Source organism: uncultured Aggregatibacter sp. (assembly GCF_938046485.1).
Taxonomy (GTDB): Bacteria; Pseudomonadota; Gammaproteobacteria; order Enterobacterales; family Pasteurellaceae; genus Aggregatibacter.
In genome coordinates this window covers 1-17,062 of sequence record NZ_CALIWN010000047.1, presented here as the reverse complement: position 1 = coordinate 17,062, position 17,062 = coordinate 1, and the positions used below count along the sequence as shown (strand labels likewise).

The window sequence follows — 17,062 nt, the reverse complement described above, 5'->3', positions numbered from 1 at the left end:
AAAAAGAAGCCCAACAGCTGTCGGGCCTCCTATAATACACTAGAATAATTCTTCCGGTTGACCACCGGCAGGATTGTTTAATAATTCACTTGGTACATAATAGCCACGCTCTTCAACATAAACACGGGTTGGTTCGGTGCCTTTAATAAAATATTCCACACGCCCACCATTAGCTAGCAAACCAGAACGCACATCAATGCGTTTTTCCACAATATTTGCCGGTGTCGGTAAATTACGCTCAGGTATATCTTTCAAAATAGCCTTCATATAACTTATCCATGCCGGCATCGCACTTTTCGCACCGGCTTCGCCACGGCCTAAATTAAATTTATTGTCATCGAAACCAATATACACAGCCGTGGTTAAGTTCGCGCCAAACCCAGCATACCATGCGACCTTGGAGTTATTGGTCGTTCCGGTTTTACCGCCAATGTCTTTACGTTTAATGTCGTTTGCCATACGCCAACTGGTGCCTTTCCAACCCAATCCTTGTTCACCATAGATGGCGGTATTTAATGCGCTGCGAATTAAGAAGGCTAATTCACCGCTAATAACCCGTGGGGCATATTGTGTGGCGGATGAGCTTGTTTTCGCGTCTGCCATAAAATTCAAATTCTCTTCTTTTATCGCATCAGCACGCGGTTGTAATTCCGGAATATCCGGCACATTTTCCCCTTGCTCGATTTCTTCTTCTCCGTTGGTCGCCTCATCACTGCGTTTTAAATTATCCGCAACCGTCAAATCCGTATTTTTAAAGCCATCTAGCTTTTCTGTTTCACCATAAATAACCGGCACATTATCACAAGTTGGGCAAGCTAATTTCGGATTCGCCACAAAAATTTCCTTGCCGGTGTTATCTAAGATTTTATTGATAATATAAGGATCGATTAAATAACCGCCATTATCGAACACCGCATAACCGCGCGCCATTTCGAGTGGCGTAAAGGAGGCCGCACCTAATGCAAGCGCTTCACTGGCAAAATATTGATCCCGCTTGAAACCGAAACGTTGTAAGAAATCCGCCACGAAATCAACGCCGGTCATTTGCATGGCACGGATCGCAATCATGTTTTTAGATTGGCCTAATCCCACGCGTAAACGTAACGGGCCATCATAACGATCCGGTGAGTTTTTTGGTCGCCATTCTTTTTGACCCGGTTTTTTCAATACAATCGGTGTATCTTGCAACACGCTGGATAGGGTTAAGCCTTTTTCTAAAGCCGCTGCATAAATAAACGGTTTAATGGAAGAACCTACTTGCACCAAAGACTGTGTTGCACGGTTAAATTTACTTTGTTCAAAACTAAAACCGCCCACAATGGCTTCAATGGCACCGTTGTCACTGTTTAATGACACTAACGCGGAGTTAGCTTGCGGAATCTGGCCTAAGACCCATTCACCTTTGTCATTTTTACGAATCCAAATTTGATCCCCGGTTTTTACTGGATTGGCTTGTCCGGTCCAACGCATGGCACTACTCGGCAATGTCATCTTTTCCTCAGATGCTAACAGCAATTCTGCGCCGGATTTGGAAACGCTGATGACGGCGGCGGGAATAAACGGTTCAGAATTCGGTAATTTTTTCAAGAAGCCAATAATGGTGTCGTTATCCCAAGGGGTTTCGCCTTTTTTCCACAATGGCGCACCGCCACGGTAGCCATGACGCATATCATAAGCGATTAAATTATCACGCACGGCTTTTTGTGCGGCTTCTTGGTCGTTAGAAAGCACGGTGGTATAGACTTGATAACCTTTGGTGTAGGCATTTTCTTCACCAAAGCGTTTTACCATTTCCTGACGCACCATTTCTGTCACATAATCCGCTCGAAAATCTAATTTCGCACCATGATAGCTGGCGACAATGGGCTCTTTTAGGGCAGCATCGTATTCTTGTTGTGTGATGTATTTTTGATCCAACATACGCCACAACACAACATTGCGACGTTCCAGAGCACGTTTTGGTGAGGAAAGCGGATTCATTGTGGAAGGAGCTTTTGGCAAACCGGCAATGACAGCCATTTCAGATAAGGTTAATTGATTTAATTCCTTACCAAAATAGGTTTTTGCCGCGGCCGCAACGCCGTAAGAACGGTAGCCGAGATAAATTTTATTGAGATACAGCTCTAAAATTTCTTGTTTGTTTAACGCATTTTCAATTTCAATCGCCAAAATCGCTTCTTTGGCTTTACGCGTGAAGGTTTTTTCTGATGTTAAAAAGAAGTTTCGCGCTAATTGTTGTGTAATGGTACTTGCTCCTTGAGAGGTGCCACCTTTATTGATCGTCACCATTAATGCTCGCGCGATCCCGATCGGATCCAACCCATGATGTTCATAAAAACGGCTATCTTCTGTTGCCAATACGGCTTGAATTAATTTTTCAGGAATATTTTCCAATTTTACCGGAATACGACGTTGTTCACCGACTTCACCAATTAACTTACCGTCTGAGGTGTAAATTTGCATCGGCTGTTGCAGCTCCACCGTTTTCAAACTTTCTACATCGGGTAACTCTGACTTGAACTGGACATAGACTATGCCGACAGCAATACAGCCCAGAATAAATAAGGTTAACAAGGTGCTTAATATTAATTTTGCGATCCGCATCGAAAATTTCTCGCTTACTTAAAGGGGGTTAAGAAAATTAAAATAAAGTTAGCCAATAAGTATAAAGACTACGCGCCTAAAGAAAAAGCGAAAACTGTTGGAAATCGAGGGAATCAGGATAAATTTATGTTCATAAAACGTACACCTTCAATTCAAGTCGGCCTCTGGTTGCGTCATCACGCTATTGATGTGGTTTGGTTCGATAAGGACAATCGTCCGCATAGTGAGTGTTTGGAAAAATTAGATTTACTGGAACTTCCCGCCACCCTTAATCGCCGACTTGCTATGCCTGCACGCAGAAAATCGCCTTATAAATTTATTACCGCCATCATGCCGCATCATATCTGGCAAAAAACACTGATTTTGCCGCACAATCTCACCCCGCTGGAATGTGAGCAACAATGTCATTTTACACTTTCCAACGAGTTGCCGTTGCCGCTTGAGGAGATTTGGTATGACTATGCCGCCACTCCATTAAAACAGGGTTTCCGTTTGGAAATCTTCGCGATTCGCCAACAAATTGCAACGGATTACTTACAGCAATTTATGCCGCTACAGATTGAGGTGTTAGACAACATGGCGAAAGCCTTGTTACGTGGCGCAGAATATGTGTTAGGCAAGCCCTTGCCGGCAGCGGCCATTTTCTTATATCAAGATGAACAAGGCGGATTAGCCGTACAATCCAAACTGCAACAAAATCAAACCTTATTCCAAACAGAGACAAATTTGACCGCACTTTTTGAGCAATATTGCCATCGTTATGACGAAAAACCGGAAGCCGTTTTTTACTTGCAAACGGAAGACACTGAAACGGCAGTGCCGGATCATTGGCATTGTCTCTCAACGGAATTGCCGCTTATCGCCCTTGGTAATGCGTTATGGCAACAAGAAACGTACGCCAAATCCACCGCACTTTTTGATGCACCGATAGGTTAAGGAAAGGTGATGAAAAAAGACATTAATCTGTTGCCGTGGCGATTACAGCAACGTCGCCGACAAGCCAAAGCCTTGGTGACGAAATGCGTGGCAGGTGCGGTGCTTTGTACGGCGATTAGCTTAGGGTTATACCGTGCTGCCGAACAGTACGCAAAACAGGCGGAAAAATTACAACATGAATACGTTGCATTGCAACGTGAGCTACAACTTACACAACAACACATTCAGCAGATCAGACATCATCAACGTCATGACCAAGAGACCCAAGCAATCACCAAAGAAACGGTTTTTTTATTGCTAAATCAATTAGCTGAGTTACCACTTACACAAGGAGAGCTATCCGCGTTGGCGTTTTCGGAGCATCATTTAACGCTTACCGGCCAAAGTGTTAGCCAAGAGGAGTTCGATCGCCTTAACCATTTTCTGACCGAGCAAGCGTTATTTAGCGAAGTGAAACTCACGGAATTTAAACCGCAAGCGCAAGAAATGCGGTTTCAGTTTGATCTCAAGTTGCAGGTAACCCCATGAAATGGATAGATAAAATGGCGACGACACCTCTGTTAACGCATTGGTATCAGCTTGCTGCTTGGCAACAGACGACCTTGTTATGTGCGCTGGGTGTTGCCTCACTTTCTTTGCCGGCACAACATTATTGGCAGCAATGGACACAATTAGCACAACTGACAGAACAACAGGAAATGCAACAGGCGACACTAGCACATCAACAAAAAATTTTGGCAGCACTAAAAGAAAAAGCCGATAAGCATTTACTTACACCGAAATTAGCCGGCAAACTTTCGGCAGTTAATCAGCAAATTCAACAGCTTGCTCAATCATTACACATTGAACATAGCCAGTGGGACTTTCATCAAACAGCGTTGTTAACACTGCACGTTCAAGGCTATTTTGATGAGTTAAGTGCATTTTTGACCGCACTTTTAACAGAAAATGCGGGGTTGGCGTTAGTAGAATGGCAGGTGCAAAAACGTACTGAATCGAATAATGACAGTGTCCTTTTCAGCGAACTGTTATTCCAATTCAATCCTGAGGAAAAATAATGGTAAGACAAATGTTATGGTTATTCATCAGCGTGATGATCAGCCATGCCGGTTGGGCGAATGATCCTTTTGATAAAAACCGCCGTCAGGGAATGACGCAAGCTACATCGGAAAAACAAAACAGCACGCCAAATTCAACCTGCCACACTGCGTCTTCAACCATTTTCCCGCAAACGGCATTTGAGCAGATTCAAGTCATCGGCGTACTACAATATAAAACCGATTGGCAAGTCATCTTGCTTGCCGACAATCAAGTCAGCTTTGCCCATCCCGGTGATTTGATTGCTGCCGAGCATATTCAAATTACCAAAATCGACAAACAACACATTGATTTTTTACGTTGGGACAATAGTGCGAACTGTGAGAAAACCACCCCTTTTCAAGTGAAATTTTAAGGAAGATTGATGAAATTAGTGCTTTCCCGCTGCCTAAAGTGCGGTCTGTTTTTTTTGTATTTTTTGAGCTTGATGATGAGCTTTTCCGTGTATGCGGAACAAACTCAAGTGTTTTCGATTCGATTGAAGCAAGCACCTTTAGTGCCGACGTTGCAACAGCTGGCATTAGCACAAAACGTCAATTTAATTATTGACGATGAATTGCAAGGCACACTTTCACTTCAACTGGATAACGTGGATTTGGATCAGCTCTTTCGGTCTGTTGCCAAAATCAAGCAGTTGGATTTGTGGCAAGAAAATGGTATTTATTATTTAAGTAAACTTGAGACCGAGGCCAAATTTGCCACCCAAATGGAAACGCCTTTTACGTTGCCTGCCGAGATGACGGAACAACCCACGCAACTCACCACCGCCACCATTAAATTGCATTTTGCGAAGGCCTCGGAAGTGATGAAATCGCTCACTGGCGGTAGTGGTTCGCTCCTTTCTCCCAACGGCAGTTTAAGTTTTGACGAGCGTAGTAATTTATTGTTAATTCAAGATGAACCGAAAGCCATTGCGAATTTAAAAAAGCTCATTAAAGAATTAGATAAGCCCATTGAACAAATCGCCATTGAAGCCCGAATTGTGACTATTAACGGTGAAAGCCTAAAAGAATTGGGGGTTCGTTGGGGAATTTTTAATCCAACAGAAAATGCACATCACCTCAGTGGAAGTCTGGCTGGTAACGGCTTTGACAATATCACTCACCAATTAAACGTTAACTTGCCGACGGCGACCACGCCGGTCGGTTCTGTTGCGCTGCAAGTGGCGAAAATCAATGGGCGACTTTTAGACTTAGAATTGACCGCACTTGAACGGGAAAACAATGTGGAGATTATCGCCAGTCCCCGTTTACTCACCACTAACAAAAAAAGCGCCAGCATTAAGCAAGGGACGGAATTGCCTTACATTATGGTGAATGAAAAAAGTGGGACACAAAGCGTAGAATTTCGCGAAGCCGTATTAGGCTTAGAAGTGACACCGCATATTTCACAGGATAAACAAATTTTGTTGGATTTAGTCGTCAGTCAAAATGCGCCGGGTGGACGTGTTTCATACGGCCTGGGTGAAGTGGTTTCCATTGATAAACAAGAAATTAATACACAAGTTTTCGCCAAGGACGGCGAAACCATCGTGTTAGGCGGTGTTTTTCATGATACCATCACCAAAGGCGTGGACAAAGTGCCTTTGTTGGGGGATATTCCGGGCATTAAACGCTTATTTAGCAAAGAAAGTGAACGCCATCAAAAACGTGAGCTGGTGATTTTTGTCACACCGCATATTTTACGCCAAGGGGCATTTCCGGAAAGTCTAAAAAAATCATCGCAGGTAACGCCTCAGAATAAACGCAACGAACCGGCAAAAAAACGATAAATTCACTATGAACCTGTCATTTACATGGCGGTAAACGAAATAAATCGCTTGTTTAGGTTGAAAAGAATAGGGATTTATTGAGATAATCTTGGGCAATTTTGGGGTGATCTTTTCCACTTATTCAAAACTTTCACACGACCACATGAATCATTACTTGCGGTCGTTTCTTATTTTCTAAAAGATCACATTTTTCCGATGACATAAATTTAAGATGAATAACAATGGCAGAAAAACGTAATATTTTCCTCGTGGGGCCTATGGGGGCAGGTAAAAGCACCATCGGTCGCCAACTTGCACAACTACTTAACATGGATTTTGTCGATACCGACGCAGAAATTGAAGAACGCGCCGGTGCCGACATCGGTTGGATTTTTGATGTCGAGGGCGAAGAAGGATTCCGTAAAAGAGAAGAACGCCTTATTAATGAATTAACACAACGTCAAGGCATTGTATTATCGACCGGTGGTGGTGCAGTGTTATCAAAAGACAACCGCAATCATCTTTCCGCACGCGGTATCGTAGTTTATTTGGAAACTACCGTAGAGAAACAATATCAACGCACCCAACGAGATAAAAAACGTCCGCTATTGCAAGATGTTGACGATCCGCGCCAAGTGTTGGAAGACTTAGCTAAAGTTCGCAATCCGCTTTATGAAGAAGTGGCGGACATCACCTTGCCGACTGACGAACAAAGCGCCAAAGTCATGGCGACACAAATTATCGACCTGATTGACAACTACAACGGTTAATACAAACGGTTAAATACTTCAAAGGCAAAGTAAATGTTGTGTGTAAATGTTGAATTAAAAGAAAGAAGCTACCCGATTTATATCGGCGCCGGATTACTCACGAATACCGATTGCTATCCGCTGAAATCCGGCAATAAAGTCATGATCGTGACCAATCCAACTGTTGCACAACATTATCTTTCCACCGTGACGAACACCTTAGAAAAAATCGGTTGTCTTGTTGAGCACGTGTTATTGCCGGATGGCGAACAATACAAGACACTGGATTCTTTGAACCTGATTTTCACCGCACTTTTAAAAGCCAACCACGGACGCGATACCACGATCGTAGCATTAGGCGGCGGTGTCATCGGTGACGTGGCAGGCTATGCCGCAGCAAGCTATCAACGTGGCGTACGTTTTATTCAAATTCCGACGACGTTATTAGCCCAAGTGGATTCTTCCGTGGGTGGCAAAACGGCGGTAAACCATGAATTAGGCAAAAATATGATCGGCGCGTTTTATCAACCGAGTGCCGTCATTGTCGATACGCTCACCCTAAACACCTTACCAAAACGCGAAGTGAATGCAGGCCTAGCCGAAGTCATCAAATATGGGGCGATTTTAGATTTCCCCTTTTTCCAATGGTTAGAACAACACATCGATGACTTAGTCGCCCTTGACCAAAACGCATTACAACAATGTATCGCCCGTTGTTGCCAATTAAAAGCGGATATTGTGGCGCGCGATGAAACGGAAAAAGGCGATCGTGCGCTGTTAAATCTTGGCCACACCTTCGGTCACGCCATCGAGGCCCATTTAGGTTACGGCAACTGGTTACACGGCGAAGCGGTATCCGCCGGCTGTATGATGGCCGCTGCGTTATCAGAAAAATTAGGCGATTTAACACCACATGATGTCGCAAGGTTAGAAAAACTTTTAGTGCGCGCCAATTTGCCAACGGTTTCACCGGATGGCATGACCGCACAAGATTACTTGCCGCTAATGATGCGTGATAAAAAAGTGCTCAATGGCAAATTGCGTTTGGTGCTCCTCAAAGCGCTTGGGCAGGCTTATGTGGCGACGGATGTCCCACAAGAACAGGTGATTGAAGCCATCAATCGTTGTACGCAAGTTGACTAACCCCATGCCTAAACCCGCTAAATCTGCAACAAAAACCAAAAGCCGCCCTTTTCTCAAATGGGCGGGCGGTAAATATCGCCTCACAGACGAAATCAACCGTTTATTACCCAAACGTAAACAATGTTTGGTCGAACCGTTTGTCGGCGCCGGTGCAGTATTTCTCAACAGCCATTTCGAACGCTACATTCTGGCAGACATCAACCCTGATTTAATCCACCTATTCAACATCGTCAAACAGGACGTAGAAGGCTACATCCAAGCGTGCAAACCGGTTTTCTTTCACCCCGATGCGAATACGGAAAGTTACTACTACACCAAGCGTAAAGAATTTAATCAAAGTACCGATGTATTCCAACGCGCCGTGTTATTTCTGTATTTAAATCGTTTTGGCTTTAACGGCTTGTGTCGCTACAACGCCAAAAATGAATTTAATGTGCCTTTCGGCGCTTACAAAACTCATTATTTCCCGGAAGAAGAACTCCGTTTTTTTGCCGCTAAAGCACAAAGTGCGGTCTTTATTTGCGCCGATTTTCAACAAACCTTCCAAATGGCGGATGAAGACTGCGTCATTTACTGCGACCCACCCTATGCTCCCATTTCACAAAACAGCAATTTCACCAATTATTCCGGCAATGAATTTTCCATCGCCCACCAGCGCGATCTTGCCAATCTAGCCAAAGACACTATAAAACAACGCAACATCCAAGTAGTGATTTCCAACCACGACACGGCATTCACCCGAGAAATCTACCAAGGCGCGAAAATCCGCCGTTTAAAAGTTCAACGCTCCATCAGCCAAGCACCGCATAAACGCGTCAAAGTAAGAGAGTTGATTGCGGTCTTTAACGCCTAAAAAATAACTTAAAAACTTACCGCACTTTTACAAATCAAACACATCCGCATCGCGCAATACGTGAATATTACCCTTGCGACGTAAGAAACCACAGCGGTCGAAATATTCCACTAGTTGCACGGTCATTTTGCGGCCGAATTGTAACGCATCACGCAATTCGTTTACCGATATGCCCTCTTTCCCGGCGACAAGCTGTTTGATTAAGCGAGCGGTGGCATAAATGTTCTCGGTCAGGAAGAAACGGTCTTTTACCACAGCGGTGAGATAGCCCAATTTACCGGCTTTGTAGAGGAAGTTGCGCATAGCGCTTTCTTCCTGTCCTAATAAGCCCGCAAGATCGCGAACCCACAACGCTTGTCCGTTATGTTGCTCAAATTGTTCAAGAACTTGCTGCCATAATGCGCGTTCTTGTTCATTAAATTGAATTTTATGATCAGCGGTGTGTAGCCAGCCACGGGTTTGTTGTAGCTGATTTTCAGCTAATAATTCATCAATAAAATGATAAATCAGTTTTTCCGGCTGGTTCAGTGCAGCAATGCGATATAAACGAGCTTTACCTAAGCCGAGTTGGTCGGGATGTTGTTCGTGATATTGCGCAAGTGCGGTCAATAATTTTGACGTTTGTTGCGTGCGATACTCGGCATTAAAGCACCAGCTTTGGAAGCGAATATCACCGTTTTTTTCAAGAATGTCATTCAGTTGCGTCTCTGTCAGTTGTTCAATCCACATCAACTGCTCGGCTTCCACCGCATGATTTTGAAGATAAAGTGCGGTGCGTTTTTCGGCTGTTTCTGCTTGAATCAGTTGGCGTAAATAATTGAAACGGGCTTCTGTGCGCTTATGGCGTTTCGGTGAATGGATTTCAATTACTTTTGCGCCACCAAGTACGGCGGTAGAGTTGCTGTTGCGCAAGATAATTTTGTCGCCGTGCGCCAAAAACAACGGTTGCTCTAAAATCAGTTCTGCCAGCGTGTGTTGCTGAGGCGCGAGTTTGGGTTGTTGCAATAACGTCAACTTACCTGTGGTGTGTGAGGCAGCGTGATAAATATGCACCGGTTGGCTTTCGTTCAGTGGAATTTGGTTTTCTAGCCAAACGGTGACGCGATCTGTCGCCTTGGCAGGCGGTTGGGAGAACAACCAATCGCCGCGTTCAATTAACGTGCGGTCGAAATCCAAGTTAATATTTAATGCCAGGCGTTGCCCCGCCAAGCCTTCCGTGCTTTGTTCGTTTTGTGCGTGGATATTTTTCACCCGCACTTTTTGCCCATTGCTTAAATACAATTCGTCGTCAATGGCCACTTTGCCCGCAAATGCGGTGCCTGTCACCACGGTGCCGGCACCTTTAATGGTAAAAATACGGTCGATGGCATAACGGAACGGTTTTTGGGTGTCCGATAATTCCGGCAACTGCGCCAAATAATCGCGTAATGTTTCAATACCCTGACCGGAGGTGGCAGAGGTCACGAAGAATTTACTGTTTGCCAAGATGGCATATTGTTGGCGTAGCTGTTGTTCTAATGCGTCAATTTGTTGCGCATCGGCACGGTCGGCTTTGGTGATCACCACCATAATTTCCTGCAATTTTAACAAGCTCAAAATGTTTAAGTGCTCGATGGTTTGCGCTTGCACGCCTTCGTCTGCGGCAACGATAAGCATGGCGTAATGAATGCCCCCCAAACCTGCCAACATATTGGCAAGAAAACGTTCGTGCCCCGGTACGTCGATAAAGCCGAGGATTTGGTCTTTTAACGGCAAATAGGCGTAGCCCAAATCAATGGTCATGCCGCGTTTTTTTTCTTCCGGTAAATGCGCCGTATGCGTGCCGGTGAGGGCTTGTAATAGTGCGGTTTTGCCGTGGTCAACGTGTCCGGATGTGACAATAATCATAGCGCCTCCAAGGTGTTGAGCAAGCGTTCGAGATTGGCCAAACTGCGTAAATCCAACCAAATTTTATCCCGTTCAATGCGCCCGATAACCGGTTGCGGTAGCGCTAATAAACGGGCGAAAAGTGCGGTGGTTTTTGTCGGCATTTTTTCTGTTGCCGGCGCAATGGTTACCGCGACTGACGGAATCCGTGCCAGCGGCTGAGAACCACTACCAACCTGCGCTTCGCTTGGTTCGATCGCAACAACGTAATCTGCATTTAAACGATTTTCCAACCGCTCTTTCAGTTGTTCCGCTTGTGCTTGTAATTGGGCTACAGGCTGAGTGAGCAGATGAAGTGCGGTTAGTTTTTCGGTAATTTTTTCCGGTTGCAAATATAAACGCAAAGTGGCTTCCAGCCCAGCGAGGGTGACTTTGTCGCAACGCAACACGCGTTTGAGCGGATGGGCTTGTAGCTGTTGAATCAATGCTTTTTTACCCACGATAATCCCCGCTTGTGGCCCGCCAAGCAGTTTGTCGCCGGAGAAGGAAATCAAATCCAGACCCTGTTGTAATTTTTCTTGCACCGTCGGTTCTTCCGGCAAGTCAAATTGTTTCAAATCAATTAACGCGCCGCTGCCTAAATCCGTGATGACCGGAATGCCAAATTCTTTGCCTAATTCTGCCAGTTCTTGTTCATCAACAGAATGAGTAAAACCGCAAATTTGGTAGTTACTGCTGTGAACTTTCATTAAAAAGGCGGTATTTTCATTAATTGCGTTGCGATAATCTTTTAAATGTGTGCGGTTGGTGGTGCCCACTTCCACCAGTTTGCAACCTGCCTGCGCCATGATGTCGGGAATGCGGAAAGCGCCGCCGATTTCAATCAATTCACCCCGGGAGATGATCACTTCTTTCCCCTGCGCGAAAGTCGCCAACATCAGTAATACCGCCGCTGCGTTGTTGTTCACCACACAGGCCGCCTCTGCGCCCGTGAGTTGTTGCAGTAAATCGCTGATGTAGTTATCCCGATGGCTCCGCTCGCCAGCCGCTAAATCATATTCCAACGCCACATTGCCCTGCATAGCATCTAGTGCCGCTTGTTGTGCCGCCGGTGACCACAACGCGCGCCCGAGATTGGTGTGCAACACCGTGCCGGTTAAATTATGTACGCTTTTTATGTTCACTTGTTGTTGTAACAATAATTGTTGGCGGATGTACTGAAAGGTGGCATCGCTTGTTTGCAAAAAGTGCGGTAGGTTTTCATGGCGTTTTATGTGTTCGCGTGCTTGTTGTAACAAGTCTCGGCAAACATTGACGGTGGCACTATGACCAAATTCTGCGATGAATTGCTCACCTTGCGGGGTTTTGAGTAATTTATCGACGGCAGGAAGCGCTTGATAAAGGGCTGACATGATGATTCCTTTTTCTGGGGTTAAATTGGCATTTTTAGCGGGGATTATAAGGTGTGAAACCTGATTTCTTCTTTGCTTTTGCGTGCGCATTAGATACACTAACGCCAATTTTTTTCTCGTATTTTTAAATTCTTGGAATTATAGGTAATTCAATGCGTACAAGTAAATATTTATTATCCACCTTAAAAGAAACCCCGGCAGAAGCGGCGATTGTTAGCCATCAATTCATGTTGCGCGCGGGCATGATTCGTCCTCTTGCTTCAGGCCTTTATAACTGGATGCCAACCGGTTGGCGCGTGCTACAAAAAGTGGAAAACATCATTCGTGAAGAAATGAATAAAAGCGGTGCTATCGAGATCAAAATGCCCGTTGTACAACCGGCAGAATTATGGCAAGAGTCCGGTCGTTGGGATCAGTATGGCCCGGAATTATTGCGTTTCACTGACCGTGGCGAACGGAGTTTTGTGATCGGCCCAACCAATGAAGAAGCGATTACCGATTTAATGCGTCGTGAAGTGACTTCTTACCGTCAACTTCCCCTAAATTTATATCATATTCAAACCAAGTTCCGTGACGAAGTACGCCCACGTTTCGGTGTGATGCGTAGCCGCGAATTTATCATGAAAGATGCTTATTCTTTCCACATGGACAAAGAAAGTTTGCAACAAACCTATGATGTGATGTATCAAACTTACAGCAACATTTTCACCCGTTTAGGGTTGGATTTCCGTGCCGTGCAAGCAGACACCGGTTCTATCGGTGGTAGTGCGTCTCATGAATTCCAAGTGTTGGCGAACAGCGGTGAAGATGATGTGATTTTCTCTACGGAATCTGATTATGCGGCAAACATCGAACTTGCTGAAGCCGTGGCTGTAGGCGAGCGTGCTGCACCAACTAAAGCGATGGAATTGGTGGATACACCGAATGCGAAAACCATTGCAGAGCTTGTGGCTCAATTTAACCAACCGATTGAGAAAACCGTTAAGACCTTGATTGTAAAAGGTGCAAGCGAAGAACAGCCGTTAGTAGCATTAATTATTCGTGGCGATCACGAATTAAACGAAGTCAAAGCGGAAAAGCTGGCAGAAGTGGCCTCCCCATTTGAATTTGCTGATGAAGCCGCTATTAAAGCGAAAATTGGCGCAGGTGTCGGCTCCCTTGGGCCGGTCAACTTAAATATTCCGGTGATCATTGACCGCAGCGTGGCAATCATGTCCGATTTCAGTGCAGGTGCCAATATTGACGGGAAACACTATTTTAATATTAACTGGGAGCGTGATGTGGCGCTGCCGAAAGTGGCGGATATTCGTAACGTGGTGGAAGGTGACCCAAGTCCGGATGGCAAAGGTACCTTATTAATTAAACGCGGTATTGAAGTCGGCCATATATTCCAATTAGGTGACAAATATTCCAACGCGATGAATGCGACAGTGCAAGGTGAAGACGGTCGTCCTACGGTCGTTACCATGGGCTGCTATGGTATTGGTGTGACGCGTGTTGTGGCAGCCGCGATTGAACAACATCATGATGAACGCGGTATTATTTGGCCGAGCGATGCGATGGCGCCGTTTACGGTGGCGATTGTGCCGATGAATATGCATAAATCAGAAAGCGTGCAAGCATTCGCTGAGGATTTATACCGCACTTTATTGGCACAAGGCGTGGAAGTGATTTTTGATGACCGTAAAGAACGCCCGGGCGTGATGTTTGCCGATATGGAGCTTATCGGTGTGCCGCACATGGTCGTTATCGGTGAGAAAAATTTAGCGAACGGCGAAATCGAATACAAAAATCGTCGTAGCGGTGAGAAACAAATGATTGCGAAAGAGCAATTATTAGACTTCTTAAAAAGCCAAATTAAGGCATAACCATAAAATAAAGCGGCTATGATAAATAACCGCACTTTTTATCATCCACCGCACTTTTGTGATGAAAGTGCGGTGATTTTTTATGGCAAATTTCGTGAAGAATTATAAATAGAATTTTTCAACCACTTTTAGGTTGTCGTCTAATTTATACACTAATGGCTGACCGGTTGGGATTTCTAAATCCATGATATCCGCATCGGAAATGCCTTCAATGTGTTTTGCCAGTGCGCGCAAAGAGTTACCGTGCGCCACCACTAAAACGCGTTTGCCGCTTAATAATGCTGGTGCGATTTGGTCTTCCCAGAACGGAAGTACGCGTTCTAGAGTCACTTTCAAGTTTTCACCATTCGGAATAACATCAGCCGGTAGGTTTGCGTAGCGACGATCATTGTGGGCAGAATTTGGATCTTTCGGATCTAATAATGGTGGCAATGTGTCGTAAGAACGGCGCCAAATGTGAACTTGCTCATCACCGTATTTTTCCGCAGTGGCTTTTTTGTCTAAGCCTTGTAGCTCACCGTAGTGGCGTTCGTTTAAACGCCAGTTTTTCACTTGTGGAATCCATAATTGGTGAGATTCTTCTAACACGATATTACAGGTTTTGATTGCACGAGTTAAAACAGACGTGAAAGCAATATCGAATTCAAAATTGGCATCCAACAATTTTTTGCCTGCTGCTTTGGCTTCCTCTACGCCACGTTCGGTTAAATTCACATCACGCCAACCGGTAAATAAGTTTTTTGCATTCCATTCACTAAAACCGTGACGAATAAACACTAATTCCATGATAGATCTCCTAAGATTAATTAAAAAAGCTTCCTCAGTTATAGCAAAAAAAGCCTTTCTGATAAAGAAAAAATGCCTTTATTTTCTGCCATGTTGTTTGGGGTTGGCGAAGACCTTGATCGTCTTTGGGGGAATTTATGAAATAGATCAAAATGTTGTAATTAATCGGAAATAAACGTTTTACTTTCAGTATTTTTTAGATAGTCTAACGGGTATTTTAATGTTTGATTTTCTAGAAGGAAGACATGATGACAACACTTTTCGAGATAGCACAAAATTGGTTAAACCAAGATCCGGATGCAGAAACGCACGCAGAATTAACCGCACTTTTAAGCGCGGCAAAAGGTGGTGATGCAAAAGCCGAAGCTGAACTGGCAGCCCGTTTTGACGGACGTTTACAATTCGGTACCGCCGGTTTACGCGGTCGCCTGCAAGCCGGTTCCATGGGGATGAATCGTGTGTTGGTGGCACAAGCCGCCGGCGGATTGGCTGAGTATTTAAAAGGATATGATCATCAGCCTTCCATCGTGATTGGCTATGACGGCCGTAAAAACTCCGATGTATTTGCACGCGATACTGCTGAAATCATGGCGGGCGCCGGCATTAAAGCCTATTTATTACCACGCAAATTACCAACCCCGGTGTTGGCTTATGCTATTCAATATTTTGACACCACCGCAGGCGTCATGGTGACAGCCAGCCACAACCCACCGGAAGATAACGGCTATAAAGTTTATTTAGGCAAAGCCAACGGCGGCGGACAAATCGTTTCTCCGGCAGACAAAGACATTGCGGCGTTAATTGATAACGTCGCGGCAGGCAGTGTGAACGATTTACCACGCAGCCAAGATTACGTCGTGTTAGATGACACTGTGGTGGATGCTTACATTGCAAAAACCGCTGCGCTTGCGAAAGAACCGCAAACCGACATTAACTACGTTTATACTGCCATGCACGGCGTAGGATATGAAGTGTTGAGCAAAACATTAGCTAAAGCCGGCTTGCCACAACCGCACATCGTTGCTGAACAAGTCTGGCCGGACGGTACTTTCCCAACCGTGAACTTCCCTAACCCGGAAGAAAAAGGCGCGTTAGATTTAGCGATTCAAGTGGCAAAAACACACAATGCCGAATTTATCATCGCCAATGACCCGGATGCTGACCGTTTAGCGGTGGCAGTGCCGGATGCTGAAGGCAACTGGAAACCATTGCACGGCAACGTGGTGGGCTGCTTCTTAGGTTGGTATTTGGCGAAACAATATCAAGCTCAAGGTAAAAAAGGCGTATTGGCTTGTTCCCTCGTGTCCTCACCTGCCTTAGCAGAGATTGCGAAACGTTATGGTTTTGAATCCCAAGAAACCCTTACCGGTTTCAAATATATCGGTAAAGTTCAAGGCTTGTTATTCGGTTTTGAAGAAGCGTTGGGTTATTTGGTGGATCCGGACAAAGTACGTGATAAAGACGGTATTTCAGCCGCTATCGTATTCTTGGATTTAGTGCGTAGCTTGAAGAAACAAGGTAAAACCTTGGCAGATTATGCAGAGGAATTCACCAAAGAATTTGGTGCTTATGTGAGCGGACAAATTTCTATTCGTGTGAGCGATTTGTCTGAAATCGGCAAATTAATGACCGCACTTCGCAACAACCCGCCAAGCCAAATCGGTGGTTTCAATGTGGCACAATTTATCGACCACACCAAAACCGACCGTCAAAGCGACATTTTGGTCTTCGTCTTGGAAAACGGTAGCCGTCTTATTGCACGTCCGTCCGGTACTGAACCGAAAATCAAATTCTATCTTGATGCACGTGGTACAGATCCGAAAAATGCCGATCATGTGTTGGCGGAATTTGATGCGGCTGTTCGCGCGATTTTACGTCAAGAAGCGTATGGTAAGCAGGATTGCTAATTAAGCTCGACAGTTGAAATAAAAAACGGTAGGTCAATGTGCCTACCGTTTTTGTTGTCAATTCAGTGATTATTTTTGTGAATAACCTTC

General features: G+C 44.9%; 14 protein-coding genes. 10 read left to right on the top strand and 4 right to left on the bottom strand.

From position 1 onward, the window contains the following. Positions 1-39 precede the first annotated feature (39 nt). Entirely contained in the window at positions 40-2,604 is a 2,565-nt protein-coding gene (locus Q0203_RS06260; protein WP_297930467.1) for a penicillin-binding protein 1A, read from the bottom strand. 126 nt (positions 2,605-2,730) lie between these two features. Between Q0203_RS06260 and Q0203_RS06255 the strand changes: the two genes are divergently transcribed. The 8 genes from Q0203_RS06255 (at position 2,731) to Q0203_RS06220 (ending at position 9,133) form a co-directional block, all read left to right on the top strand. Continuing rightward, positions 2,731-3,540: a competence protein ComA gene (locus Q0203_RS06255; RefSeq protein WP_297930464.1), complete on the top strand. Its 810-nt coding sequence runs from the start codon at positions 2,731-2,733 to the stop codon at positions 3,538-3,540. A gap of 9 nt (positions 3,541-3,549) precedes the next feature. Next, positions 3,550-4,068 carry a competence protein ComB gene (locus Q0203_RS06250; protein WP_297930461.1) on the top strand — a complete coding sequence of 173 codons (519 nt, stop codon included), beginning with the start codon at positions 3,550-3,552 and terminating at the stop codon, positions 4,066-4,068. Beyond that, positions 4,065-4,598 carry a competence protein gene (locus Q0203_RS06245; protein ID WP_297930458.1) on the top strand — a complete coding sequence of 178 codons (534 nt, stop codon included), beginning with the start codon at positions 4,065-4,067 and terminating at the stop codon, positions 4,596-4,598. Before Q0203_RS06250 ends, Q0203_RS06245 begins: the two co-directional genes overlap by 4 nt. Further along, positions 4,598-4,993: a competence protein ComD gene (locus tag Q0203_RS06240; protein WP_297930455.1), complete on the top strand. Its 396-nt coding sequence runs from the start codon at positions 4,598-4,600 to the stop codon at positions 4,991-4,993. Before Q0203_RS06245 ends, Q0203_RS06240 begins: the two co-directional genes overlap by 1 nt. A gap of 9 nt (positions 4,994-5,002) precedes the next feature. Next, positions 5,003-6,409: a type IV pilus secretin PilQ gene (gene pilQ / locus Q0203_RS06235; protein ID WP_297930452.1), complete on the top strand. Its 1,407-nt coding sequence runs from the start codon at positions 5,003-5,005 to the stop codon at positions 6,407-6,409. A 221-nt stretch (positions 6,410-6,630) separates the two neighbouring features. Next, positions 6,631-7,158, top strand: coding sequence for a shikimate kinase AroK (aroK, locus tag Q0203_RS06230; protein ID WP_005715891.1), 528 nt, complete (start codon positions 6,631-6,633; stop codon positions 7,156-7,158). A gap of 33 nt (positions 7,159-7,191) precedes the next feature. Then, the gene (gene aroB, locus Q0203_RS06225) at positions 7,192-8,280 is read left to right on the top strand and encodes a 3-dehydroquinate synthase (protein WP_297930449.1); all 1,089 of its coding nucleotides are present in this window, start codon (positions 7,192-7,194) and stop codon (positions 8,278-8,280) included. A gap of 4 nt (positions 8,281-8,284) precedes the next feature. After that, positions 8,285-9,133: a Dam family site-specific DNA-(adenine-N6)-methyltransferase gene (locus Q0203_RS06220; protein WP_297930446.1), complete on the top strand. Its 849-nt coding sequence runs from the start codon at positions 8,285-8,287 to the stop codon at positions 9,131-9,133. Between the two features lie 27 nt (positions 9,134-9,160). Here the strand turns inward: Q0203_RS06220 and selB are convergent, their stop codons facing one another. After that, on the bottom strand, positions 9,161-11,020 hold the full coding sequence (gene selB, locus Q0203_RS06215; RefSeq protein ID WP_297930443.1) for a selenocysteine-specific translation elongation factor: 1,860 nt from the start codon (positions 11,018-11,020) through the stop codon (positions 9,161-9,163). Then, positions 11,017-12,411 carry an L-seryl-tRNA(Sec) selenium transferase gene (gene selA / locus Q0203_RS06210; protein ID WP_297930440.1) on the bottom strand — a complete coding sequence of 465 codons (1,395 nt, stop codon included), beginning with the start codon at positions 12,409-12,411 and terminating at the stop codon, positions 11,017-11,019. Before selA ends, selB begins: the two co-directional genes overlap by 4 nt. 152 nt (positions 12,412-12,563) lie before the next feature. Here selA and proS point away from each other — a divergent pair, with 152 nt between their 5' ends. Next, positions 12,564-14,279, top strand: coding sequence for a proline--tRNA ligase (proS, locus tag Q0203_RS06205; protein WP_297930436.1), 1,716 nt, complete (start codon positions 12,564-12,566; stop codon positions 14,277-14,279). Positions 14,280-14,381: 102 nt separating this feature from the next. Here proS and Q0203_RS06200 read toward each other — a convergent pair whose 3' ends face one another. Then, a complete protein-coding gene (locus tag Q0203_RS06200; protein WP_021616275.1) occupies positions 14,382-15,065 on the bottom strand; it encodes a 2,3-diphosphoglycerate-dependent phosphoglycerate mutase in 684 nt (227 codons plus the stop codon). Between the two features lie 248 nt (positions 15,066-15,313). Between Q0203_RS06200 and Q0203_RS06195 the strand changes: the two genes are divergently transcribed. Continuing rightward, a complete protein-coding gene (locus Q0203_RS06195) occupies positions 15,314-16,972 on the top strand; it encodes a phospho-sugar mutase (protein ID WP_297930431.1) in 1,659 nt (552 codons plus the stop codon). The last annotated feature ends 90 nt before the right edge of the window (positions 16,973-17,062 follow it).